Source organism: Autumnicola tepida (assembly GCF_031846485.1).
GTDB lineage: Bacteria > Bacteroidota > Bacteroidia > Flavobacteriales > Flavobacteriaceae > Autumnicola > Autumnicola tepida.
In genome coordinates, this window is sequence record NZ_JAVRHQ010000020.1 from 37,566 (window position 1) to 63,720 (window position 26,155).

Genomic DNA, 26,155 nt, shown 5'->3' on the forward strand with positions numbered 1-26,155 from the left:
TTTATCTCTCGTTTATGTTTTCCACGCGCAGGATGTGTGCAGGTTGCGCCTGTGGATGTAATTCTACATAATTCCACTCATTTTGCCAGATGTACCTGGAGGCAGTAAGAAGGTCTACCACGGCAAAAGGCTCGTGTCCCAAAATTTCCAGTTCCCGGAGGGGAACTTTCACCCAGCCGGATTGAGTATGGTCGGGATCCAGGTTTACCACAATTAGCAATTTATTCCCGCTGCGTTTGTCTACTTTTGAATAACAAATGATTTGATCATTATCGGTGTCGGCAAAGCTGATGTTATAAGTAGTTTGCAGGGCGGGATTTTCATTCCTGATACTATTTAACTGGCTGATAATTTCTTTAGTTCTGGTAGGCCTGTACCAGTCCCAATGCTTCACCTCATATTTTTCAGAGCGTGTATATTCTTCTTTTCCGGGATAAGGTTCGTTTAAATTAAATTCGAAAAGAGGGCCGTAAATTCCATAATTTGAAGAAAGGGTGGCGGCGAGTATTATCCTTATCAGGAACGAAGGTTCTCCTTTATGTTCCAGGGAGATTGGTAAAATATCAGGAGTGTTTGGCCAGAAATTAGGCCGGAAATATTCCCTTAATTCCGTCTGGGTTAGTTCGGTAAGATATTCCTGGAATTCCTGTTTTGAATTTCTCCAGGTAAAGTAAGTATAAGATTGAGTGAAGCCTACTTTTCCCAGCTCTTCCATTACCCGAGGCCGTGTAAAAGCTTCTGCCAGGAAAATAATATCATTATTGGTTTTGTTGATTTCCTTTATAAGCCATTCCCAAAAAATGAAAGATTTGGTATGCGGATTGTCTACGCGAAATATCTTTACACCCTTGTCTATCCAGTATTCCACCACGCTCTTTAATTCCTGCCAAAGGTTTTCCCAATCCTCTGTTTCAAAATTCACCGGGAGCACGTCCTGGTACTTCTTCGGCGGATTTTCAGCATACTGCACTGTACCATCCGGCCGCCATTTAAACCATTGTGGATGCTCTTTTACATAAGGATGATCCGGGCTACATTGAATAGCGAAGTCTATGGCGACTTCTATCCCGTTTTTCTCTGCTTTCTTTACAAAAGATGTAAAATCTTCTATGGTTCCCAGTTCGGGATGGATAGCTTTATGACCTCCTTCTTCAGATCCTATGGCCCATGGCGAACCGGGATCTCCGGGTTTAGCTTCTGTGGCATTGTTTATTCCCTTCCGGTGGCTCACTCCAATTGGATGGATAGGAGGAAGATAAATTACATCAAAGCCCATATTTGCAATTTCCGGCAGTATTCTTTCTGAAGTTTTAAAAGTGCCGTGTTCTCCCGGAGTTTCTGAAGTAGAACGTGGAAAGAATTCGTACCAGGCACTAAAAAGCGCTCTTTTTCTTTCCACTTTTACCTGGAGGTTTTTTGAATAACGGGTTGCCCTCTCACGGTGCCTGGTTTGATACATTACCTTTGTCACGGCGTCTTCAAATACCTTGGAAAGTGCTTCCGCCTCTTTATCTTCGTCACGTAAAAGCTTTATCCAGTTGCGCAATTGTTTTTTTTGGGAAGCATTTGCCTCTTCAAGGGCTTTTTCCATTAGTTCGGCTCCAATGAGTATTTCTACCCTTACATTTTGCTGCGCTTCAATTTTCTTTTTAAGATCGCTTTTCCATGTAGAAAAATGGTCAATCCAGGCTTCAATGGTATATTCGTAAATTCCGGGTTGGTTTCCTTCAAAGGCAGAAGACCAGTGGTCGTTCCCTTCATGTATCATCGGGATCTCATCCCATTCCTTCTCGTTTTCACCTTCTTTTGCGGCTTCCCGGTAGAGCAGCACGGCATCAACTTTGTCATGTCCATCCCCAAAAATATCTGCCTCAACTTCTATCCGTTCATTAACGACTCGTTTGATCTGAAATTTACCACATTCAATTTGAGGAGAAACATTTCGAATACTTGCTCTTTTTTGCCCTTCTGACTTCATGAATTATTTTTTCTGATTATATAATCCCATGAGTGCCCATGAGATAAGAATTTTTTAAACAAATCTCTTTTAAAGGTAAAGAAGCATGTTAAAACCGCTAGTTAAATAATTATTAAACATCAATAATTATAATTTATCATTACTAGCTTTGGCTGAGGTTGAATTTATTTCAGAAAGATTTATGGAGAGAAATGTAGGAGCAATTTATAAAGGAAATGATCATTGTGAATTTGCAGTGTGGGCACCTTCAGCTGAAAAAGTTGAAGTGATTTTTGAAGAAAACCACTCTCCTGTTTTACTTAATAAGGAAGAAAAAGGCTACTGGAGTAAAACTGTAGAGAAAATTGAGCCAGGTACATATTATAAATTCCGCCTGGATGGTGAAAAAGAACTTCCCGATCCCGCTTCCCGGTATCAGCCTGAAGGGGTGCATCAATGGTCTCAGGTAATAAATAATACTTCTTATAAATGGAAAGATGAAAACTGGGAAGGACTCAGCATGAATGAACTGATAATTTATGAACTTCATGTGGGTACTTTTACAAAAGAAGGAACTTTCAGGGGAATTCAGGACAAACTTGATTACCTGCTGGAGCTGGGGATAACCGCTATAGAAATAATGCCAATTTCAGCATTTCCTGGTGGAAGAAACTGGGGTTATGATGGGGTTTATCCTTATGCCGTTCAGGAAAGTTATGGTACCAGCGAAGCCTTAAAAGAATTGATTGACGCCTGTCATGAAAAAGGCATTGCGGTAATACTTGATGCCGTTTATAACCACATGGGCCCTGAAGGAAATTATCTCGCTAAATACGGGCCTTATTTTACAGATAAGTATAAAACACCATGGGGAAAAGCTATTAATTTTGATGATGCTTTTTCAGATCACGTGCGTAATTTTTTTCTTGAAAGCGCGATCATGTGGTTAAAAGAATATCATTTTGATGGTTTGCGCCTTGATGCCATTCATGAAATTATAGATCGTGGCGCAAAACATTTACTGAAGGAATTAAGCGAACAGGTTGATAAACTGGAAGAAGAGAGCGGCAGAAAATATGTTCTTATTGCTGAAAGTGACCTGAATGATACCAGGATTATTGACTCTTACGAAAAAGGAGGTTTTGGATTGGAAGCCCAGTGGGTAGATGATTTACACCATTCTTTACATACTTTGCTTACCGGGGAAAACGAAGGCTATTATAAAGACTATGGAAAGCTAAACCAGCTTGCAAAAAGCTTTAGGCAGGCATTTATTTATGATGGCGTGTATTCCGATTTCCGTAAAAGGACCATTGGAAACAGTCCAAAGGAGCTGCCTTCCCACAAATTTGTAGTGTGTATTCAAAATCATGACCAGGTGGGAAACAGGATGCTGGGGGACAGGCTTTCCAGATTGGTTTCTTTTGAAAAGCTGAAGCTTGCCGCAGGTGTGGTTTTAGTTTCTCCTATGGTGCCAATGCTGTTTATGGGAGAGGAGTTTGCCGAAGATCACCCATTTCAATATTTTGTGAGTCATGGTGATCCCGATTTGGTTAAAGCCGTGCAGGAAGGAAGAAAACGGGAATTTGAGTATTTCAATCAAAAAGAAGGGGAATTTCCGGACCCGCAATCTGCAGATACCTTCAATAATTCCAAATTAAACTGGAACTTCAGAAAGGATGAGAAAAAAGAAGTAATCTTCAATTTTTACAAAGAATTAATCCAATTACGAAAAGCGGGAGTTTTCAATGAATTCAGGGAAAATGAAATTCATACTGAAGTAATGGAAGATAAACAGCTCATTTCCGTTTCCGCAGGAAAACTAAACGCTTATTTTAATTTCAGTTCTGAAAATCATGCTTTCAATATTCCGGGAGAGAAGGCACAGATCATTTTGGCTTCTGCAGATAAAAGATGGAATGGTCCTGCGGATTTTTCTTCTAAATCTGATATTTATAAAATTTTAAACATCCCTCCGGAATCTTTGATTATTTGTAAAAGTTAAAAAGCACCAATCGCTTAAATAAATTATCATTATCTTTTAAATGACTCTAAAGCGCCTGAAAGACATTAACTCCAGGGAAGCATGGTCAATTACCTAAAAAATTGAAATATGAAAGAGAAATATATTTGTGTTCACGGTCATTTTTATCAACCGCCCAGAGAGAACCCGTGGTTGAATAAGGTCGAAATCCAGGATTCCGCTTATCCTTATCACGACTGGAACCACAGGATTAATGCCGAATGTTATATTCGGAATTCTTCGTCCCGTATTCTTAATTCCGAAGGGAAAATTGAGGATATTATGAATAACTATGCCGCAATGAGCTTTAACATTGGGCCAACTTTACTGGCATGGATGCAGCATGAGGCTCCTGAAACCTATGAGGGAATTCTCCAGGCAGACAAGGACAGCATGAAACGCTTTTCCGGCCACGGTTCTGCATTGGCACAGGCATATAATCACCTTATTATGCCATTGGCCAATAAAAGGGATAAGGAAACACAGGTAATTTGGGGAATAGAGGATTTTAAATCCAGGTTTGACCGTGATCCTGAAGGAATGTGGCTGGGAGAAACTGCAGCTAACACTGAGACTTTGGAAATACTGGCAAAACACGGTATTAAATTTACCATTCTCTCGCCATACCAGGCAAAAAGGATGCGGAAGATTGGGGAGAAGGAATGGGAAGATGCCACCGATGCTAAGGTCGATCCGCGTAAACCATATATTTGTAATCTCCCTTCAGGTAATAAAATTACTCTATTCTTTTATGATGGGCCTGCTTCCCAGGCCGTGGCATTTGAAGGTTTACTTAATGATGGCGAACGTTTTGCCAACCGCCTGCAGGGGCAGTTTGTGGAAGAAGACGAGGTTCAACTGGTTCATATCGCTACAGATGGTGAAAGTTATGGGCACCACCACAAATTAGGAGAAATGGCCTTGTCTTACTGTCTTGATTATATTGAAAAAAATGAAGAGGCAGAGCTTACTATATATGGAGAATTCCTGGAAAAATTTCCTCCGGAATATGAAGCGGAGATTATTGAAAATACCTCCTGGAGTTGTTATCACGGGGTGGAACGATGGAGAAGTGACTGCGGTTGTAATACAGGAGGCCGTCCTGACTGGAACCAAAAATGGAGGGCACCTTTGCGCGACACTTTTGACTGGGTGAGGGAAGAGTTAATCGAGCTTTATGAAAAAGAGATGAAGCCATATACTTCCACTCCATGGGAAGTAAGGGATAAATATATACAGGTTATCCTGGATCGCAGCGAAAAGAATGTACAGTCATTTTTAAAACAACGTTTTGGCGGCAATTTAAAGGAGGAAGAAAAAGTTAAGCTACTAAAACTGCTGGAAATGCAGTACCATACGATGTTAATGTACACAAGTTGCGGCTGGTTCTTTGATGAGGTTTCCGGCATAGAATCCATGCAGGATATCTTCTATGCCAAACGGGCGGTGCAGTTGGCGGAAGAAATAAGTGGCGAGAATTATGAGGATACTTTTGTAGAATATCTTGATAAAGTGCCCAGTAATATGCCTGAATTTAAGTCGGCCAGAGTAGCTTATGACAAGTATGTGAAACCCATGGCACTGGATATGATTCGTATTGGCGCCCACTACGCGGTTTCTTCACTGTTTGAAGATTTTCCGGATGAGGTTAGCCTTTATAACTTTAGCGCAATTACTAAAGAACAGCACTTTTACGAAGCCGGAAAGCAAAAGCTGGTGGTAGGAAGAACTGAATTCCGCTCCGATATTACCTGGGAAAAAGTAGATATTTCCTATGCTGTCCTGCATATGGGCGATCACCATTTATTTGGAGGAGTGCGGCCTTACATGGGAGCTGAAGCCCTGGAAGAATTACATAATAATGTTGCTGAATTTTTTCAGAAGGGGAACGTGTATGAGATCTTCAATATGATGGACAATTATTTCGGAAATCACAACTATTCCTTCTGGCATTTATTTCGGGACGAGCAGCAAAGCATTATGGAGCTGGTTATGGAAACCAATCTGAAGGGCGCGGAAGGGGCCATTCAACAGGTTTACGAGAACAGTTACCCTCTGTTGCAAACCTTTAAGGAAATTCATATGAAGGTGCCCAACAGGCTCAGGCTGCCTGCAGAACTCGCCTTAAATACTAAATTAGGAAATGTATTACGGGAAGATGATTTTAACCTGAATAATTTCAAGTCTCTTATTCATTCTGCGAAGCAAATTTCTATAAACCTTGATGTTGTTACCCTGAGTTTTCTTAGTGATAAACGCCTAAATTCGCTTATGAGGCAACTTAAGGAAAACCCAAGTGACATAGACCTGATGAACTGCATTAATGAATTTATAGAATTGCTGCACGAAAGTACGCTGGAACCCGAGACCTGGGAAGCACAGAACATTGTCTTCAGGATGCGGGAGGAAGAGCTGGATTCTGCCACGCGGGTAGGGGTCTCGAAAGATTCTAAAAGAGAAGATTGGAAAGAGTCGTTTTTACGCCTTACCAGAAACCTTAACCTTACGGAGGTATGAAAACACCGGTTTCGACATACAGATTACAGATGTCGCCAGATTTTACCTTTGAAGATCTAACCGGCATCCTGGATTACCTGGACCAGTTAGGAGTTTCCACCATTTATTCCGCACCTTTTTTTAAGGCAAGGAAAGGAAGCACCCATGGTTATGATGTGGTAGATCCTTTTACCATAAATCCTGCAATAGGGAAACTTGAGCAGTTTAGGGAAATAACAGAAGAATTACATCAGCGGGGCATGACCTGGCTCCAGGACATTGTTCCCAATCACATGGCTTTTGACAGCAGCAATCCCTGGTTACGCGATATTTTTGAACTAGGGCCAGATTCCCGGTATTACAATTTTTTTGATATTAACTGGGGGTACAAAGGCTGGAATAAAGTAATGGCGCCTTTTCTTGGAGGTCCACTTGAGGAAATACTTAAGGGTAAAGAATTAAAGCTGAAATTAGATGAAGGTGGGCTGGTACTACAATACTATGATCACGTCTACCCTGTTGCAGCACGTTCCTACGAATTTATATTGAAGGAAACTTCTTTGGAAAACTGGTATGAAAAGTTTAAAAATTTTGCGGGTAAAGCTGAATCCTGGCAGGAGTTAAAAACTACATTTTTTAAAGAGGCTAAAAAAGACAGGGAACTGGAAAAAATTATTTCCAGACGGCTTGAAGAAGTTAATGATAATCCTCAAGAACTTAAAAATTTCCTGGAGTTACAATATTTTAAACCTGTACATTGGCAAACTACAGAAAGGGAAATTAACTATCGCAGATTTTTTACAATTAATGACCTTATTTGCCTTAGCATGGAAAATGGGGAGGTTTTTGACAATTATCATTACTTCATCAAAGAAATGTTGGATGCAGGCTTGATAAATGGGCTTCGGGTAGACCATATAGACGGGCTTTTTGACCCTGAAGCTTACACTCAGAAGCTGAGAAATCTGGCCGGTAGGGAGGTTTATCTTATCGTTGAAAAAATCCTTGAAGCTGACGAAAAACTACCTGTGGAATGGCCGGTACAGGGAACCAGCGGTTACGAATTTTTGGCGCAGATAAATCATGTTTTTACAGCATCAGAGAATAAGAAGATTTTTAGTGAACAATATCACAAATTAGCTTCTAAAGTTCCGGAGTATGAGGATATGGTTTATGAGAAAAAACTTTTTATCCTGAAGGAAAGAATGGGAGGGGAGCTTCATAATCTTATGCTTTACCTTAAAGATGAAGCTTTACTGGCTGAAGATTTAGAAGAAGATAATATTAAGGAAGCATTAAGTGAATTTCTGGCCTCTTTTCCCATCTACCGGATTTATCCCAAAGAATATCCATTAAAAAGTTCAGAAATAGAAATTATCGATACTGCCTGCCAGGAAGCCCTGGAAAGGGAAAAAGGACTAGAAAAAGAGCTTCTTTTTCTCAAATCGCTCTTAACAGGTGAAGCCGGTAATAAAGAGAAAAGTCTTTATTTTCTAAAGCGTTGCCAGCAGTTTAGTGGTCCATTGGCGGCCAAAGGGGTGGAAGATACCAGTTTTTACATATACAACCGCCTGATTCTGCATAATGAAGTGGGGGATTCTCCTGAAAACTTTGGAATTTCTGTTGAAGAATTCCATCAAAAGATTTTGGAAAAGCAAACAAATTTTCCTCATGTCATGAATGCCACGGCCACCCACGATACCAAACGCGGGGAGGATAGCCGGATGAGACTGGCCGTGCTGAGTGAATTTCCAAAGGAATGGTTTCAGAAAGTAAAGGAATGGAAGGAAATAAATAAACCTCTCAAAAGCGGGAATGCTCCCGATGATAACGAAGAATATTTTATTTATCAGGCATTAATTGGAGCAATTCCCTTTGGCAGTTATAAGAAAGCAGAATTCTTAAAGCGAACAAAAAATTACCTGCAAAAGGTGATGAGGGAAGCCAAGGTAAATTCCAACTGGTCCAGCCCCAATGAAGAGCATGAAAATGCGGTTTTTGAATTTTTGGAGACGGCAATAGATCATCAGGAATTCAGAAATACATTTGATCCTTTTCAGCAAAAAATAGCTGCTTTTGGTACTGTAAAATCCTGTGCGCAGGTGTGTGTGAAAAATACTGTTCCGGGAGTGCCAGATACTTACCAGGGTACGGAATTATGGGATTTTAGCTACGTTGATCCCGATAACAGGAGACCGGTGGATTATGACGAGCGAAAAGAATATCTAAATGAGGTAAAGAAACTAAAACCTGAAGAAAGTAAAAATTACCTTCAAAAAATTACTTCAGATTTTGGAAGTGGGAAGATCAAATTCTACATTCTGCATAAATTGCTAACTCACAGGAAATCTAATGCTGAATTGTTTGAAAACGGGGAATATATTCCCCTAAAGATTTCAGGGCAGCTTGAAAATAAAATTATTGCTTTTGCCCGAAAATTTGAAAATATATGGAGTGTTACGGTGGCTCCTGTACTTTTAAATGGGCTTTATAACGAAGCCTTTAAACCAAACTATAATGCCTTTAAATCATCTTTTTTACATTTCCCTGAAGATGCACCTGCAATTTTCACTAATATTTTTACCGCTGAAGAATCAGAAGGAAATAGAATTTCTTTAGATGAACTTTTGGGTAATTTTCCTGTGGCGGTTCTAATCAATAAAAACTAATATGGATTTAAAGAGGAGTAGCGGCATTTTACTTCATATAACTTCCCTGCCTTCCGGGTATGGAATTGGGGATATGGGACCTTCAGCCTATAATTTTGTAAATTTCCTTAAAGAGTCCGGGCATCATTACTGGCAGTTATTGCCTTTAAACCCAACCCATTCCGCTTACTACCATTCCCCATACAGCAGTTACTCTGCCTTCGCGGGAAATCCCCTTTTAATAAGTCCGCAGCTGCTGGTGGAACAGGAATTTTTAAATGTAGATGAAGTTTCCAAACCTAAAAAAACTTCCAGTAAAAAGGTCAATTTTAAGGCTGTTGAAGAGTATAAAGTTGGCCTGCTGGAGCAGGCATTCAAAAATTATAAAATCAGTAAAACATCTTCTGCAACATTTAAAAAATTTTGTAATAAACACAGGCAGTGGCTAGAGGATTTTGCCCTTTTTCAGGTTTTTACCAAAGAATTTGGAAGGGGCTGGACAACCTGGCCTTCAGAAATTAAAAGTAGGGAAGACCGGGCCATAAAAAAGGCCTATAAAGATTATGCTGAAGAAATAGAAAAAGAGAAATTCTTCCAGTTCCTGTTCTTTCAGCAGTGGGAAGCCCTGGTGAAATACGCCCATCAGAATAAAATTTCCTTTATTGGCGATATTCCTTTTTACGTAAACCATGAAAGTGCCGATTGCTGGGCGCACACAGAATATTTCAAACTGAACGAGAAAAAAGAACCAACACATGTTTCCGGAGTGCCACCGGATTATTTCAGTGAAACCGGGCAGCTTTGGGGAACCCCTGTTTTCAACTGGAAAATTCTTCAGCAAAATAACTTTGACTGGTGGGTGCAGCGCTTAAAACAGAATTTACTTCTTTTTGATGTGGTAAGATTGGATCATTTTCGTGCTTTTTCTGCCTATTGGGAAGTACCGGCAGAAGAAGAAACCGCCATCAATGGAAAATGGATAAAAACACCTGGTACCCAATTCTTCAGACTCATTAAAAAAGAATTCCCGGAAATGCCATTTATAGCCGAAGATCTTGGGTCTCTGGATGAGCCGGTGTATAAACTGCTGGAAAGGTTTAATTTTCCCGGTATGAATGTACTGCACTTCGCATTTGGTGAAGAAAAAGCGGATAACCCATACCTGCCTTTTAACCATAAACCGCATAGTATTGTCTACACGGGTACTCATGATAATAACACCACACATGGCTGGTATGAGAGTTTAGACAAAACGGCTAAAAAACACCTGAAGCAATACTCAGGAAAGAAAATCAACAAGAAAAGTGTGCATACGGTATTGCATGAGATGGCGTTGAAATCAGTTTCTAAAGTTGCTGTTTTCCCACTGCAGGATCTCATTGGTCTTGGAGAAGAGGCTATTATGAATACGCCCGGCACTGTTAAAAACAACTGGACATGGAGAGTAAAACAGGAGGAAATTCCTGTGGAAAGTGCAAAAGAATTTCGTGAAAAGAATATTCTTTTTGGCAGGTTTAAGGAGCCTGTGGTTAAAAAGAAGAAAAGGAAAAAGAGCCGCTCCTGAAAAATTATTATGGATCCCGGTTCAATAATAGCTTGAAAAGAGCCCTTTATCAGAAGTAAAAAAGCCGCTTTTACCAGAGGTAACAGGCGGCTTTATCCAAATTGAAAAGAAAGGTTATTCTTTATTCATATTCCGCTTGATTTTCTCAATGGCGTTTTGAATTGACTTTTCAGGTTCAATTATATTATTGTTGCCCCAGAATTCCGTGTCATAAAATCCGCTAACATCGTCGGCCATTACCACATAGGGATCAATAATGTCTACATTTTTCTTCCATTCACTGTCACTGTATTTTTCCCAGTCGGTTACAACCATTTCACTGTTAACGGTATAACGGGAATTGAAGATTTTTTTCTTCCAGTTAACCACATATTCCATCGTGGCATTGCCATAAGAAAAATGCCACTTTCCATCTTTCTCGGCATAATCTACTTCATAATACAGATCTACCGGATACACTTTTGAGCCTGCAGGTTTTTTCTTGACAAACATCCTGGTAGCCAAATCACGGTCATCAACATCCATTTTGTATTTTGCCCTAACGAGGGTGAGGCTTTCCGCATCAATAAATAATTGCCCGTAATACCAGGGAGTGGATTTATCCATTTCTTCAAAATTCACCACGTAGATATAACGGTCGTCAATTTTTGTAGGATCATCAAAACTAAATTCATATGTTTCCAGCATTTGAGGTTTAAGGACATATTCGGTATACTTTATCAGGTCCAGGTAAAGGCTGTTGAAAGGCCCTCCTCTAAGTTTAAGGGCCAATGTATCCAATCTGTCATAATCGGTACTTTTCCTGGCTTTGTAGATTGAAACAAGATCTTTTTTCCTGGAGTTATGTGGCGTTTTATAGATTTTGACTACTGCTTCAGACAGAGAAACATTGGTGCGGCGTCTTTTAATAATTTCCCGGTAAAAAGCAGTCATTAAAGTTTGCTCCGTAATATAATTATCATCCTTCTGAGCGAGCATTTTCTGCACCAGGGACCGGGCATTTTTTGCATCAAAAATATTCACTTCTGAAAGCTTTTCAACAGATTCCATTAATTCCACCCGGTTGTTTTCTTTAAAATAACTCAATGGCAGGTTCTTACTGGTAAAACCGAGGTAAGAAACATTTACAGTTACCGGAACAAGGCTGTCCGGAACCTTCAAAACAAATTCCCCGGCGGCATTTGTAATGGTGGAAATATTGCTCCGGTTAACGGAAATTAAAGCGGATGCAATAGGATCGTCGTTATCACTATTCACCACCATACCCTTATACTCGGTATAATTTTTTTGGTTTTCCTGTTGGAAAGCGAAAGAAAAGACTGGCGAAAAGGAAAAAATCAGAAGCAAAAGTATAATGGTTACGCTCCTGAACGCAGTTGAATTAAGTGTTTTCATAGCTACAGGTATTTAGAGGTGTAATCTCTCTAATATAGCAAATTAGAATGTTGTATTAACATTATATTAGTTAAAATTTTCAGGTATTGTTAATTATGTAGTTACAGATGACGGATATGCTATTTTACCAGCTTAGTTCTAGAAATATTAACCATCTTAAATTATTGTAAAATGAACGTTTTGTTAAGAAAATAAAAGAAAAATTTAGAAGAGGTTCTGGTAAAGCAGGTAAGGTGTTGCATTTAGGGAAATTTTAACCTGCAACAGCAGGAGCAGCAGAAAGCTTTTTGTAATTTTAAGTTTATGAAAAAGCTATATTTTCTATTATTTGTGACTTTTGCGGGATGCAATTATCCTAAAGATCCACATCATTCCTTCGAAAAAGCAAAGGAAAACAGGCTGAGGGTTGGTGCGATAGTTAATCCGCCGTTTGTCACCCGGGAAGATGGTTCTATTGGTGGAAGTGAAATAAAAATCATAAAAGATTTCGCAAAGGGAGAAAACCTTAAACTGAAAATTGAAGAGGGTTCTGAAAGTGACCTTGTGGAGAAACTGGAAAAATATGAAGTTGACATTATTGCCGGGGGCTTCGATAAAAAAAGTATCTGGAAAAAGAAAGCGGGATTAACTACCCCGTATGATAAGAAGCACGTTTTTTTTATTCCAAAAGGAGAAAACCGACTGCTGCAACAACTGGAGAGTTTTATTTTGGAAAAAGTAGATAAACCATGAGAAGTATAAAGGATTATCATCTTCCCAAAGAACTTGAAGACGATCTTAGGTCTGCCAAAAAAATAGAATGGATAACGGTAATATATTTAATTTCCGTGGTGGTTGTAATGTACCTGGTAATGGGGTCTTCTCAGGCCATGAAATCTGCCTGGCTGGAAGACGTGCTTGGGCTGGTGCCTTCAGTGGCATTTCTTATTTCCACACATATAAACAGCAAAGCGCCCAATGACAGGTTTCGGTATGGCTACCATAGAGTGTTTTCTATCTCGTTCCTTATAGGTGCCGCGGCATTGTTGGGCATGGGGATTTTTATGATTTACGATTCCTCTATGTCATTAATAAAAACTGAACACCCTACAATAGGTAACCGCATTATCTTTGGTGAACGCATATGGATGGGATGGGTGATGATAGTTGCACTTATATACAGCTCTGTGCCCTCCATGATTCTTGGGTTCAAAAAACTTCCTAAAGCCAAAACCCTTCATAATAAAGTTCTATACACCGACGCGAAAGCCCAAAAGGCAGATTATATGACTGCTTTCGCGGCTATTGTGGGAATTATAGGAGTAGGAGGAGGCTGGTGGTGGGCAGACTCTGTGGCAGCTTTGTTTATTTCTATTTCGGTCTTAAAAGATGGAATTAACTACGTTTCCACAGCGGTAACAGATTTGATGGACCGCAGCCCGGTTACCTTGAAGGAAGAAAAAGAAGTGCCTTTAATAAATGAAATAAAAGACCTTGTACTTTCCTGGGACTGGGTAAAGGACGCAAATGTAAGGTTTAGGGAAGACGGCCAGGTATTTATGGGAGAAATCGCAGTGGTGCCAAAAACCACTGTGGATACGGAAAAACTTGAAGAAGCATACGAAAAAATTTATGACTACTCCTGGAAAATTAGTGACGTGGTTATTGGGCCGGTAAAGAAGTTGCCAAAGTGGTAGTAGAATGGTGATTCACAGGACTCATTGCCACTTTGAACTATTTAGTAACGTTGTGAATTGCTTTCAGAATTGTATTTTTAGCTAAGATTCACAGGTCTATTATGAGAAAGTATTATCTTCACCGGGTTGTGAATTGCTTTCAGAATTGTATTTTTAGCTAAGATTCACAGGTTATGAAGCGGAAAAGATGAAGCTCTATAAGTTGTGAATTGCTTTCAGAATTGTATTTTTAGCTAAGATTCACAGGCCCCGGCTTCACAAATTTCACAATAAGCACGTTGTGAATTGCTTTCAGAATTGTATTTTTAGCTAAGATTCACAGGGATTAATAATTACGATGAACCTCTTAAGTAGTTGTGAATTGCTTTCAGAATTGTATTTTTAGCTAAGATTCACAGGATGAGCAATTGGATTGACAAGCTTTTAGGCGTTGTGAATTGCTTTCAGAATTGTATTTTTAGCTAAGATTCACAGGTCGGCAAATACATGCCCGGCGTCCACCTGCGTTGTGAATTGCTTTCAGAATTGTATTTTTAGCTAAGATTCACAGGGCTGGCGATCCATTCGGCTTCAGTTCCCTGGTTGTGAATTGCTTTCAGAATTGTATTTTTAGCTAAGATTCACAGGAGCAACTTTTGCCAATGCCGTATGTACGTTGTTGTGAATTGCTTTCAGAATTGTATTTTTAGCTAAGATTCACAGGATACCCGCCATAAAAAGCTGGTATCCTGTTTTTTAGGTGTTATGTCAGGATTAAAAAATAAAGAAGAAAAATGAGGACTCAACTTTGCTCGACCTCATAATTTTTATCCTGGACAACATGATTCTACGGCATTACTTACTCTTAAAAAAGTTCCAGTTGCTGGACAGGTTGTTCCGCTACTGTTTCTTCCTGCCCGTGGTATAACTGCATCATTCCAAATTGTTTATCGGTAATTTGCATAATACATATCTTACCTTTTTTTGGCAGCGCTCGTTGTGTTCTTTTTATATGCACTTCCGCGTTTTCCCTGCTTGGGCAAAAGCGGGTGTAAATTGAGAACTGGAACATCCCGAAACCGTCATCCAGAAGATTTTTTCTAAAACGGGTTGCAGCCTTCCTTTCTTTACGAGTTTCAGTTGGCAAATCAAAAAATACAAGTACCCACATGCTTCTGTATTGGTTTAAACGTGAAAATCGATCTTTCATGTTAATGTTTTATGTAATAAAAATTCCAGTTCCGGTGGCTTCGGTACGATTTTCTACCGAAAATCACTCACAGCCACCTGGCACAGGTCCCAATGTTATCGGCATAATTTTGTACCTAGGATCATTCAGCCACCTTAGGGTGGTCGTTGAATAGCCGTCTGAGCGGCTTTATCGAAACCACCTTCCCTAATTGAAAGTTCCACTATATATTTAATCTTTCTTTGAAAATACTTTTTTGGCCAGTTTGGGCAGCAATTCAGTTTCTCCCCTCATCAATGCTTCCTTTTCCTTTCTACTCCAGCCCTGTATTTGTTTTTCACGGCAAAAAGCTTCGTCTATCCTGCAATATTCTTCATAATATAATAATTCAACTGGTAATCTTTTAGCTGTATGTCGTGCTCCTGTTCCGTTATTATGTTGTAACCTTTTTTCAAGAATTTGGTACTCCCTGTGTAATATGAACCATCACTACATACCACTATGTACATATATCCTTTAGCCATTTTGATAATTTATCAATAACTATTTATTCCGGTGGCTTCGGTACGATTTTCTGCCGAAAATCACTCAGCCACCTTAGCTTAGTCGCTGAGTGGCCGCCGAAGCGGCTGTATCGAAACGACAGTTTCTATCTCCCCATCTCAATTGGTCGGTAAATGGCCGCCTTAAAGGCTGTAACTAAGCACTTAATCATATACCGGATATAAAATCTTCCGGCTCATTCCTGCAAAACATTCCTGCAGTGAATTGGTGGTGCGGCTCATGGCCACCATAAGCGGACTCATCTTATCATCGATTACCACATCCATTGCAGGGATTTGTAAAAGCTGGCTTTTTAGAAAAGTGTTCAATTCTTCAATGTCTTCACCAGTACTCACAATTTCATACACCAGGTCGTCAACGTAGATGCGGTAAGGCTCCATAATATCATCGGCCAGGGCAAAGGCGTTATATTTGTTATGATGAAAAATGCCAACCCCAGGCAACATGCCAGAACTAATTAAGGCTCTTGCCGTTACTGCCCTTAAGATCGCATATCCGTAATTTAGCAGGTTGTTGGGTGGAATGCCATTGCGATACCGGCTAAAACCTTCAATCTCAAATAAGTTTTGCCAGTAGTGAGCCGCGGCTATGGCCTCATGATTTTCATTATCGCCACTTCTAACTTCATTCGCCCATCTTGCCAATTTTTTATGATTTTTGCCACGACGGAACAGGTGATTGGCCTGGTTAGCAATCTTAGCACTTACGGTTTGTTGCCAGAGGTTCTTCTTTAGCGGTAGGCTGGCATTTAACTGGTTGGCAAAACGTTCCGTTTGTTCGGTATGGCCTACGAGGGGCTGAAGCAGGGAACAGGGAAGGTGTTGCTTGTCGCAATTCACAACAGCCGTTTTGTTCTGTATCAATTTAGTAATCAGTCCATTGGTAAGGGTGATCTGCGGGTTTTCGAGGACCAGCATTCCTATATCTTCTATTGGCTCGGTTTTATCTTCTTTTTCCTCTTCCGGAAAGGAAATAACCAGTTGCTCATTCTTTGTGCTGAGGTAAGCCGGATTGCCGAAAAAGAGGGTGCGTTTGATCATTTTTTAGACTTTTAATATTCTCCAACTCTAACAATATCACCCACATGATTTAGTCGTACTTTTAATATATTTTGGATTGAATTTGGATTTCTCATTCTATAATATGTAACATTTCGAAGGCTATTCTCATCTTTTAATTGTGTTTCCAAATGATGTCTAAACCAATAGTCTTTTGTCCCAAATTTTTGCACTCTAAATAAATGCTTGCTTATTTCTGATTTATTGTCAGGATCCAGCAAATCAATTTCTTCCGGATTAAAATCTTCTGAAGGGAAAACAAACATTTCATTTTGCTTCATAGTAAATAAAAATTTCCAACCTTTAGGGTGTTCTTTTTGAATAATTGTCAATCCTTGATTTTTACGAATCACAGCTTCATAAAATGAAACGACCTCCTCTTGGAGATTCCCTTTTTTATCCTGGTAGATTGCCACGTGATGATTATTTCCGGTGCTTACATAATCAACCGGAATAGTATTCCCGTTATCATCTGTGATCTCATTTCCTAAGTGATCTTTAGCGGTATGTAATGCCTCTGCGTTGTTTATTCCTGAAATAGTCACACTTTTTAAAGGAATTTGCTTTTCTTCATTTAACCAGATAGGATTTTCATCAAGATCTGAAAAAGCTTCTTTAGCATTTCCGTTAAATTTCTTTAATCGCTTTTGAAGCACTTTTTGTACACCAACATTAATAACTTTATCAATTTTTAAATCAGGTGTAATTTCTTTTCGAATCGTATATTGATTTTCCAACTGAACAGTTTTTACTTTTTCAGGCACTACAGCTCCTTTATCACTAAGTGGGATTGGATTTTTAGCTAAAATATTTTTTCCGGTAAAAGCTTTTTTTGGGTTATTCTCAAATTCAGCTAAACGCTTCTGTAATGCTTCCCGGTATTTCTTTTTTGCTACGGTTGCAATTTTATCCTGATCAAAACTTCCGCCTATTTTTTCAAGTTTAGTACTATATTTTTTAGCATTTCCATAAATAGTTTCTTTGTGTAACTGACCTCTTGGCGTAAGCTCTGTCTTAATTTTAAAATTGCCTTTCCCTTTTATTTTTATTTTATTCTTGTTTTTAGTAACGACCTTGTTTTTAGCTTTGTGAGAGACCAATATAGATTCTAAATGTCTCTTAGCTTCTTCTCTGATGTTTTCAAATGGTTTTACAAATCGTCTTCCGCCTTCTTTAGCCCGATAGGTATATTTTTCTTTGATTCCATAAAAGGAACCTTCTTTTATGCTTTCCGCATTCATATTATTTAAATATTGAATAAATACCGGGCGGGTAAAAGCTACGGTTATGGCATCCATTGCGTGGTGCCGGTGGTCATTCCGCTTTGTCCATTCTGCAATACGGGTCAATTCTTTGCCGTGGCGATTTTCTATTGAATAAGTAAGGCCTAAAGTTTTGTATTTTTCAAAGTTCAATTCTTTAAGTACATCGATCAATTCCCAATCTTCACGAAGTTTTGAGGTAATGGTTCCTGAAGTGAGGGTAATATGACGTGTAATTTCCAAAAGAATTTGCGCAGATTTGCGGGCGATATAGGCAGAATTCCCCAAATCCCGATTTAAAAATCCATCGGGGATTTCCGCTTTAGTCATCAAAAGCTTTTTGCGGTTCATATATTTTATATCCCCTACAGAATAAACTTCTTCTACGCGCTTTTTAAAGTCGTTTAGCCATCCTTTACGTTCACAATAATCATAGGCAGTTTCATTTCCTTTTTCTAGGTTTATATCGCGTAGTTCCAACGTTTTGTTAGAAAAAGAATCATCAAATAATAGCGACTGTGGAATAATATGTTCTACATCAAATTTATTGGTAAAAAGTTCTTCCGGTTTTACATAAGTGCCTGAATAGAGCGTTTTATATCCAGTGGCTTTTAATTCTTTGTATAACCTGTATTTGATTAAATCTTTGCGACTTACGTAAGGAAGCCCAAATTCCTTTTTCAGTAAAGCTCGTATCGCTTCATATTCTTTAGTGACTTTACCTATCTGTTTAGTCATTTCGTTACGTTGCTGAGCAGTCTTTTTTAACTCACGTGCCAGTTCTATCCGTATTTCATCAGGTTTGCCTAATTGAGGATCTTTTAGAATGGTATTTACTAAATTGATCATCTGGTTTAGAATCTTCTCAACTACCGGATTGCGCAGACTGTTTTTCTTGAGAATTTCCAATTCTGATTTTAATTTGCGCTCTGCATTCTCTGGTTTTGTAATGGAATTGGAATGATTATATCCGGCTTTTGAACATGCTTCATCATATAATGCCCCGTCTTTTAAATAAGGAAGCATTTTTCGCATTGCACGTACACTAAGGTTTCCATAATCCTTTTGAAAAGTTACTCTGGCAAGTAAACGGGAGTGTTTTTCCTGAAATCCAAATTTCTCCTGAAGCTTTTCAAGTAAAGAATCTGTACCATTTGGAGAATTATCATCTTCATAAGAATAGAGCAAATGCCAAAGTTCATAAGATGGTTGCTTAACGAAATCATTTCCGGGCAATTCATTATTAAAATCAAGAATGTCCTGATTGATTCCGATAACTTTAAAACAGTCTTTTATATTTTGAATGGTTTCTGAAGAAGATAATTTCTTAAGATCAATTTCATGGCCTTCATTTACTACTATTTTTTTATAAACTTCCAGTAAGGCCGCATTGGTTCGATTACCTTCCAAGTGTTTAAAATTGAGTTTCCAATCTTTTGGATTGTTTTCAGAATTTTTAAACACCCATTTTAAAAACTGATTATCGGTCATTTTATCTATCCAGTCCAGTTCTTCAAAAAGTAACTGTTTGGTGTCTTCATCTAATTCATATGCTTCTAAATAGCTATTCTTCTTGGTTATGCGAATAGCATTGATATTTTGCCAAATCTTAAATTCCTGAAAAACAGGTGAAGATTTGGGAGCTACGCGTGGTCCAATCAATTTTTTCTTCAATTCTCCGTCAATATTTACCACCCTTTCTATTCCTTCAAATTCACAAATATTAATTAAGCCTTTTTGAGATTTTAAACGACGTTGATAAAAGATGGTGATATTCCTTAATTCTTCACGTATTGTTTCAGTCAATTCAGGATAATGCCTGGCTTGTTCTTTCCATATCGCATCAAATTCATCCATATAATCCTGACGGTAAAAAACCTGATTTTTTAAAGATGCGTGAGGATTTTCTCTAAGTTGATTGTATAAATATTGCCCAACGGTAAGATCATTAAAAAATAATTCTTTACTACGGTCACTTATCGCTCCCAGATAACCACTGGATTGATTAATTTGATTATTAATTTCGGTAAGAATAAAAGCAATTTCGGTAATGTCTAATTTTTCAGCTATAGCGTTATTTCTCCACTCATAATGCTGTAGTCTTTTGTCTGTGCCTTTATTTTCGGCACGAGCAATACCTAAATTTTTTTCAAAATAATTTGAGGTAGCCGTTTTGTTTTTCCCTTTTAATTCTTCTAATTGTATTTCTGTTAAAATTTCTGGATAAAACTGTTTTTGATATTCCCAAATTTTGTCAAATTCATCTTGAAGATCGGAGCGATAATAATCAGGTAAAACTTTTTTTTCTTCTTTTAATAATTGATATGAATATTGGCCTGGAGTAATATTTTCGTGATAAAGGATTTTGGCAACTGCCATACCATCAATCAACTGCCCTTCTTCTTCATTATTTGCCTTTCTGCTGCTTTTATATCCTCTTTTTTTATTGATCATTAAAAGGACACGGGCAAATTCCTCTTTGGATACTTTTTCCTTAGGAGCTTTTGCACGTGATTGATAAGTTGAAAAAGTTGAATTATTTTCTGTTTCGGCAAGTGGCGTTTCTTGTGTGATGAAATTGATCCTATTTAATATTTTAATAACGGCTGCCCGGCGCATTTTGTACCGCTGAAGGTTTCTACGCATTCCTCTTTTTAAAGTACGATCAGCATTAATGGTAATACTTTGCCCTTTCTCAAAGCTTTGTTGTTCATCAGTAGAAAGCGGAACGACACGAACACCAGTTTTAATTATCGCTGATTCTTCGTTTTCGGTTTCAGCCTCGTTAACTAAGGCCCATCCGATGGAAGTTGTTCCCAAATCCAATCCTAATATTCTTTTCATTTAAAATATTTTATTATCTTCGTTTTACAATTTTGAAGCAATTCACAATAAGGATTATTCCGTTGTGAAAACATTTAAGGTGGTAGTTTTTCTATCACCTTTTTCTTTTTGAAGTATATCTGCTAAAAAATTTCCTCTCAGAAATCGTAGGGAATCTATAGGAGGGAAGAACATAGTTAATAATATTTCTTAAAAAATCCTATAGCTTTTCTTAATTTTAGACAAACGGCAGGCTATGAAAGATAATTTCTCTACCAAATCAGAGCAATACGCTAAATTCCGTCCCACTTATCCGGCTGAATTATATAAATTCCTTAAAAAGAATCTTGATGCTACTTATCGCGCCTGGGACTGCGGCACGGGAAACGGACAGGTGGCGGGAGAGCTGGCGAAATTCTTTGAAGAAGTCTATGCGACTGATATTAGTGAACAGCAGCTGGAAAACGCGGTGCGAAAGCAAAATATCATCTATTCAAAACAACCCGCCGAAAAAACAGATTTTCCAGATAATTATTTCGATCTAGTTACCGTGGCCCAAGCCATACACTGGTTTGATTTTGACAAATTTTACGCTGAAGTAAAACGAGTATTGAAACCCGGCGGACTAATAGCCGTGATGGGCTACGGACTTTTTAGCTGCGATGCCGAAACCAATAAAATCATTAATCATTTTTACCGCAATATTACAGATCCTTACTGGGACCCGGAAAGAAAATACCTCGATGAAGACTATAAAACCATTCCTTTCCCGTTCACCGAGATCGCAACTCCAGAATTCAAATTAGAACTGGAATGGAGCCTGGAGCAGCTGCTGGGATATTTAAAAACCTGGTCTGCAGTAAAACATTATGAAAATACCAATAGAAAGAATCCTGTAGATCTTGTTGCCGAGGATTTTAGAAAGAGCTTTGGGGAAAAAGGAAAGGTTGTTTATCCCATATTATTCCGGCTGGGAAAAATAGATAATGGTCAATTGACAATGGATAAGTGACAATGGAAAAATTTACGGGTGGTTCTATAATCACGATGAACGGAGTCAGGAAATTCCCGGCTGCGCTCCATCTGGCAAAAATGCATAATGGAAACTGGATTATTGAAAATGATATATAATTTAATATTTAAAACAGAGCAGTGGAAAGAGGAAAGAGCCTTCAATCTGTTCAGACTAAATTTTGAATAAACAATTGAAGAGGGATGATTAGAGCCAATCCAATTCAACATTCAATATTTAAAATAAGTATTCAAAATAAAACAAATTCCAAACTCCGAACTTCAAACTCCAAACTAAGAAACCAGTTCCATTACCTGCCTGGCAATTTCAAGTTCTTCATTGGTGGGCACCACCAGGATTTTTACTTTAGAATTTTCGGAACTTATCTTTCTGATTTCTTTTGAACGCAGCTCGTTTTGTTTTTCATCCAGTTTAATTCCGAAGTAATCCATATCTGCACAAACCATTTTTCTAATCATGCTACTGTTTTCCCCAATTCCGGCAGTAAAAACAATGGCGTCAACTCCATTCATAGCAGCGGCATAAGCACCAATATATTTTTTGATCCTGTATGCGTTCATTTCCAGGGCCAGTTGACATTGCTTATTTCCCCTGGCTGCTGCTGCTTCAATATCCCTTAGATCGCTGTAGCCTGTGAGTCCGTACATCCCGCTTTTGTGGTGCAGAATTTCACTTACTTCCTGAATAGAATATCCCAACTGTTCAACCATGTAAAAAATAACCGACTGGTCTATATCGCCGCTGCGAGTTCCCATAATGAGTCCGTTAACCGGCCCAAAACCCAGGGAATGGTCAATACTTTTGCCGTCTTTAACGGCTGTAATGCTACAGCCGTTGCCTAGATGGATACTTATTATTTTAGCTTTTTCCTGCTGAAGGTAATTTTGGGCATTTTCGGTCACATATTTATGGCTGGTGCCATGAAAACCGTAGAGCTGAATATGCTCTTTTTCATAAAACTTATCTGGAATGGCATATTTGCTGGCTTTCTCCGGAATACTGCTGTGAAAAGCGGTATCAAATACTGCCACCTGTGGGGCATCAGGAAAAAGTTTTTCGGCAACTTCTATGCCCTTGAGATTCGGGGGATTATGAAGCGGCGCGAGGGAAAATAAATTCTTGATCGCTTTTTTTACTTTTTCATCGATAACTGTGGTTTTAGAAAAAGTATTGCCGCCATGCACCACGCGATGCCCAATCGCACTGATTTCTTCCGGGTTTTTAACAACACCCTTTTCATTGTCCAGCAGCATATCTGTCACCGCTTTTAGGGCTACGGCATGATTGGGGACTGCGAATTCCCTGGAACCTGAAAAATTTTTCGTTTTATAATGAAGTTTTGCACCTTCCAGTCCTATACGTTCCACCAGCCCGGAAGCGAGAACTGTTTCTGAAGGTATTTGTATAAGCTGAAATTTCAAAGAAGAACTTCCTGAGTTTATTACGAGTATGTTTTTCATTCTATAATATTATGTATTTCTGTTGAATTATATTCCTGAACTATTGTGCTGCAAATATGGATTTAAGCTATGGACGTTAAGCTTTATGTTTCGTATTTTCTACTTCTAAACTCTAACTTCAAACCACCACCCCGGCCTTCGGCCACCCCTCCTTGAAAAGCAGGGGAGCGTTTTTAAAAAGCTATAAGCTTTAAGTAATAAGAATTAAGTTTTAATTTATCGTATTTCTCTTTTAATATTTCGTACTTCCTACTTTTAAATTCTAACCTCAAACAACCACCCCGGCCTTCGGCCACCCCTCCTTGAAAGTAGGGGAGCGTTTTCAAGAAGCTATAAGGTTTAAATATTAAGCTTTAAGTTTTAATGTTTCGTATTTTTCTTTTAATAATTCGTATTTCCTACTTCTAAATTCTAACTTCAAACCACCACCCCGGCCTTCGGCCATCCCTCCTTAAATAGTAGGGGAGCTTTTATTACTTTTAAGAATTCTATTCTCATTAAAACTTCCAACTTCCAACTTCCAACTTCCAGCTTCAAACTTCCAACCTCTAACCTCGTACTTCACTAGATTCCCTGCGCCTGGATAGCGGTTAAAATTACCGTATTAAAAACATCGTCTACCGTACAGCCTCGGCTAAGGTCGTTTACCGGTTTATTTAATCCCTGCAACATTGGCCCGATTGCCAGCGCGCCGGTTTCCCGTTGTACCGCCTTATAGGTGTTGTTCCCGGTATTCAAATCTGGGAAAATAAGCAGGTTAGCCTGTCCGGCAACTTCAGAATCAGGCAGCTTGCTTTTTCCCACACTAATGTCCACAGCCGCGTCATATTGAATAGGCCCTTCAATTTTTAGATCGGGACGTTTGTTTTTTACAATTTCGGTAGCCTGGCGCACGCGATCTACATCGGCTCCTTTTCCTGAAGTTCCGGAAGAGTAGGAGAGCATGGCTATTTTTGGATCAATCCCGAAGGCGAAACAACTTTCCGCGGAAGAAATAGTGATTTCAGCGAGCTCTTCCGCAGTAGGATTCGGATTGATCGCACAATCCCCAAAAACAGAAACACGATCTTCCAGGCACATGAAAAATACTGAAGAAACCACTGAAACTCCGGGCTTTGTCTTAATAAACTGTAGTGCGGGCCTTATGGTATGCTGGGTGGTATGGGCAGCACCGGAAACCATGCCGTCAGCATGGCCTTTATAGATCATCATCGTGCCGTAATAGGAAACATCACTCATCCAGTCCCTTGCCATATCCAGGTTTACACCTTTATGTTTTCTTAGTTCATAGAGCGTTTCAGCATATTCCTGAAAATATTCTGATTTTGCAGGATTTATAATATTTACTTTTTCCAGGTCGAGGTTTAGCCCCAGCTTCATCAGTTTCTGCTTAATTACTTCAACATCCCCCAACAGCGTAATATCTACAATATCTATGGCCATAAGGCGGGAAGCCGCAATAAGAATACGGTCATCTGTACCTTCCGGAAGTACAATATGTTTCTTGCTTTGCTGCGCCCTTTTTACCAGTCCGTACTGGAACATACGGGGAGTGATGCCATGAGGTTCAAAATTGATAAGCCTTTCCACCAGTGGATCAAAAGAAACGTAACGCTCAAACGTGCTGATGGTAGTTTCTATTTTCTGAATACTATCGGCATAAATATTCGATTTTATCGCGCCAACCCTGTTGGTGACGCTAAAGGTGCCGTCTTCAACAGAAATAATAGGAACAATTTCTGAAAGTCCTTCAATTAATTTCAAAATGGAAGGTTCCGGTGTTAATCCGCCCGTTAGGATTATTCCCGAGATCCTGGGGTAATTACTGGAAATATTGGCCTGAAGTGCTCCAAGAATTATATCGGCGCGATCCCCGGGCGTTATTACCAGGCTTTCATTTTTGAGAGTAGTGAGGTAATTCCTGAGCTGCATGGCACCCACTCCGAAATTACCCGTTTGGTTATCCAGAAAATCTTCGCCAAAAAGGATTTTTCCTTCCAGGGCCTGAACAATTTCCTTAAGTGTGGGATTATTAAGTGTTTCGATAAGCGGAATGGCGAAAACATCAATATCGTCAGGCAGGAACTTGCGCATATTCTCTTTGGCAGCATCAAGGTTTTCTACCTGTATTTTGTTGCTTACCATAGCGATTACGTCCACATCCTTGTCCACAAACTGATTATATGCCATTTGAAGGCTTCCCAGGTGCTCTTCCCAGCTTTTATACTGGCCGCTGGCAATTATCACCACGGGAATCCCCAGGTTTCTGGCGGTAATCACATTTACATCAAACTCAAACACGCTGCCTTCGCCGGAAAAATCGCTTCCTTCTACCAGCACAAAATCATATTCCTCCTCCAGTTTCTTATATTTCCTGATGATAACGTCAATAATTTCCCCCGATTTCCCTTCGTTTCTTTTCTGAATAACCTCACTGCGCTTAAAGGCGTAGGCATCTTCATAAGGAAGGGAAAGGTCAAAATAACTTAGAATTGTATCTATATGATTATCTCTTTTTCCTTCAGGCATATCATTAATAATAGGCCTGAAATATCCTACTTTAACTGTTTTTCCAAGAAGCGTACGCATTAGTCCCAGGGAAAGCATGGATTTTCCGCTGTGCGATTCCAGCGTGGCGATATAAAGTCCTTTGTTCATGGTATGTAAATTTGTGATACAAAATTAAGGCGAAATAAAAACAATGCTTCTGAACCACGGGTTAAAATCCTCTAAAATAAGCCGAGAACTGACGAAGATCAGAAAAGATGGGATTCTTATTCCTCCAGCTTACACCACGAATACACGAATGTTTTTCATTTATTTGGAAAGACTTTCAGATGTAAAAAAAAGTTCCACTTTCCTCTCTCCACCAATTCTTCTGCAGAAAATCACCACCTCAATCCCTCAACTCCGAAGTCTCCACTTTCCAATACTTCCCCCGCAGATCACACAGATTACCGCAGAAAAACTCCGAACCTGGAATCCAAATCCCAAACTCCTAATTCCGAATTCTTAACTCCGAAACCCA

At 39.1% G+C, this 26,155-nt stretch carries 15 protein-coding genes and 1 CRISPR repeat array; of the genes, 7 read left to right on the forward strand and 8 right to left on the reverse strand.

Annotated features, from left to right (window positions below):
- Window position 1 precedes the first annotated feature (1 nt).
- Window positions 2-1,978, reverse strand: coding sequence for an alpha-1,4-glucan--maltose-1-phosphate maltosyltransferase (locus RM553_RS14605; protein ID WP_311535683.1), 1,977 nt, complete (start codon window positions 1,976-1,978; stop codon window positions 2-4).
- A 181-nt stretch (window positions 1,979-2,159) separates the two neighbouring features.
- On the opposite strand from RM553_RS14605, the gene treZ reads away from it, so the two are divergent.
- From treZ to malQ, 4 genes are all read left to right on the forward strand, one after another.
- Window positions 2,160-3,962, forward strand: a complete 1,803-nt coding sequence (treZ, locus tag RM553_RS14610; RefSeq protein ID WP_311535684.1) for a malto-oligosyltrehalose trehalohydrolase — start codon at window positions 2,160-2,162, stop codon at window positions 3,960-3,962.
- Window positions 3,963-4,070: 108 nt separating this feature from the next.
- Window positions 4,071-6,497: a DUF3536 domain-containing protein gene (locus RM553_RS14615; protein ID WP_311535685.1), complete on the forward strand. Its 2,427-nt coding sequence runs from the start codon at window positions 4,071-4,073 to the stop codon at window positions 6,495-6,497.
- Window positions 6,494-9,145: a malto-oligosyltrehalose synthase gene (treY, locus tag RM553_RS14620; protein WP_311535686.1), complete on the forward strand. Its 2,652-nt coding sequence runs from the start codon at window positions 6,494-6,496 to the stop codon at window positions 9,143-9,145. The genes RM553_RS14615 and treY overlap by 4 nt, the downstream gene beginning before the upstream one ends.
- Before the next feature lies 1 nt (window position 9,146).
- Complete coding sequence (gene malQ, locus RM553_RS14625; protein WP_311535687.1) at window positions 9,147-10,688, forward strand: 4-alpha-glucanotransferase; 1,542 nt, start codon at window positions 9,147-9,149, stop codon at window positions 10,686-10,688.
- Window positions 10,689-10,802: 114 nt separating this feature from the next.
- Here malQ and RM553_RS14630 read toward each other — a convergent pair whose 3' ends face one another.
- The gene (locus RM553_RS14630; protein WP_311535688.1) at window positions 10,803-12,083 is read right to left on the reverse strand and encodes a carboxypeptidase-like regulatory domain-containing protein; all 1,281 of its coding nucleotides are present in this window, start codon (window positions 12,081-12,083) and stop codon (window positions 10,803-10,805) included.
- Window positions 12,084-12,386: 303 nt separating this feature from the next.
- On the opposite strand from RM553_RS14630, the gene RM553_RS14635 reads away from it, so the two are divergent.
- A complete protein-coding gene (locus RM553_RS14635; protein ID WP_311535689.1) occupies window positions 12,387-12,815 on the forward strand; it encodes a transporter substrate-binding domain-containing protein in 429 nt (142 codons plus the stop codon).
- Complete coding sequence (locus RM553_RS14640; protein ID WP_311535690.1) at window positions 12,812-13,759, forward strand: cation diffusion facilitator family transporter; 948 nt, start codon at window positions 12,812-12,814, stop codon at window positions 13,757-13,759. The genes RM553_RS14635 and RM553_RS14640 overlap by 4 nt, the downstream gene beginning before the upstream one ends.
- Before the next feature lie 49 nt (window positions 13,760-13,808).
- A CRISPR array of direct repeats spans window positions 13,809-14,462; the repeat unit is 46 nt; unit sequence GTTGTGAATTGCTTTCAGAATTGTATTTTTAGCTAAGATTCACAGG.
- 141 nt (window positions 14,463-14,603) lie between these two features.
- Here the strand turns inward: RM553_RS14640 and cas2 are convergent.
- From cas2 to cas9, 4 genes are all read right to left on the reverse strand, one after another.
- Window positions 14,604-14,948 carry a CRISPR-associated endonuclease Cas2 gene (gene cas2 / locus RM553_RS14645; protein WP_311535691.1) on the reverse strand — a complete coding sequence of 115 codons (345 nt, stop codon included), beginning with the start codon at window positions 14,946-14,948 and terminating at the stop codon, window positions 14,604-14,606.
- A gap of 210 nt (window positions 14,949-15,158) precedes the next feature.
- Window positions 15,159-15,407, reverse strand: coding sequence for a GIY-YIG nuclease family protein (locus tag RM553_RS19660; RefSeq protein WP_349254664.1), 249 nt, complete (start codon window positions 15,405-15,407; stop codon window positions 15,159-15,161).
- Window positions 15,408-15,634: 227 nt separating this feature from the next.
- Complete coding sequence (gene cas1, locus RM553_RS14655) at window positions 15,635-16,531, reverse strand: type II CRISPR-associated endonuclease Cas1 (protein ID WP_311535693.1); 897 nt, start codon at window positions 16,529-16,531, stop codon at window positions 15,635-15,637.
- 11 nt (window positions 16,532-16,542) lie between these two features.
- Window positions 16,543-20,655 (reverse strand): type II CRISPR RNA-guided endonuclease Cas9, encoded by a 4,113-nt coding sequence (gene cas9, locus RM553_RS14660; protein ID WP_311535694.1) that lies wholly within the window; start codon window positions 20,653-20,655, stop codon window positions 16,543-16,545.
- A gap of 235 nt (window positions 20,656-20,890) precedes the next feature.
- Here cas9 and RM553_RS14665 point away from each other — a divergent pair, with 235 nt between their 5' ends.
- Window positions 20,891-21,646 carry a class I SAM-dependent methyltransferase gene (locus tag RM553_RS14665; RefSeq protein ID WP_311535695.1) on the forward strand — a complete coding sequence of 252 codons (756 nt, stop codon included), beginning with the start codon at window positions 20,891-20,893 and terminating at the stop codon, window positions 21,644-21,646.
- A 293-nt stretch (window positions 21,647-21,939) separates the two neighbouring features.
- Here the strand turns inward: RM553_RS14665 and RM553_RS14670 are convergent, their stop codons facing one another.
- Window positions 21,940-23,127 (reverse strand): acetate/propionate family kinase, encoded by a 1,188-nt coding sequence (locus tag RM553_RS14670; protein ID WP_311535696.1) that lies wholly within the window; start codon window positions 23,125-23,127, stop codon window positions 21,940-21,942.
- Window positions 23,128-23,691: 564 nt separating this feature from the next.
- Window positions 23,692-25,785, reverse strand: coding sequence for a phosphate acetyltransferase (gene pta, locus RM553_RS14675; RefSeq protein ID WP_311535697.1), 2,094 nt, complete (start codon window positions 25,783-25,785; stop codon window positions 23,692-23,694).
- Between the last annotated feature and the right edge of the window lie 370 nt (window positions 25,786-26,155).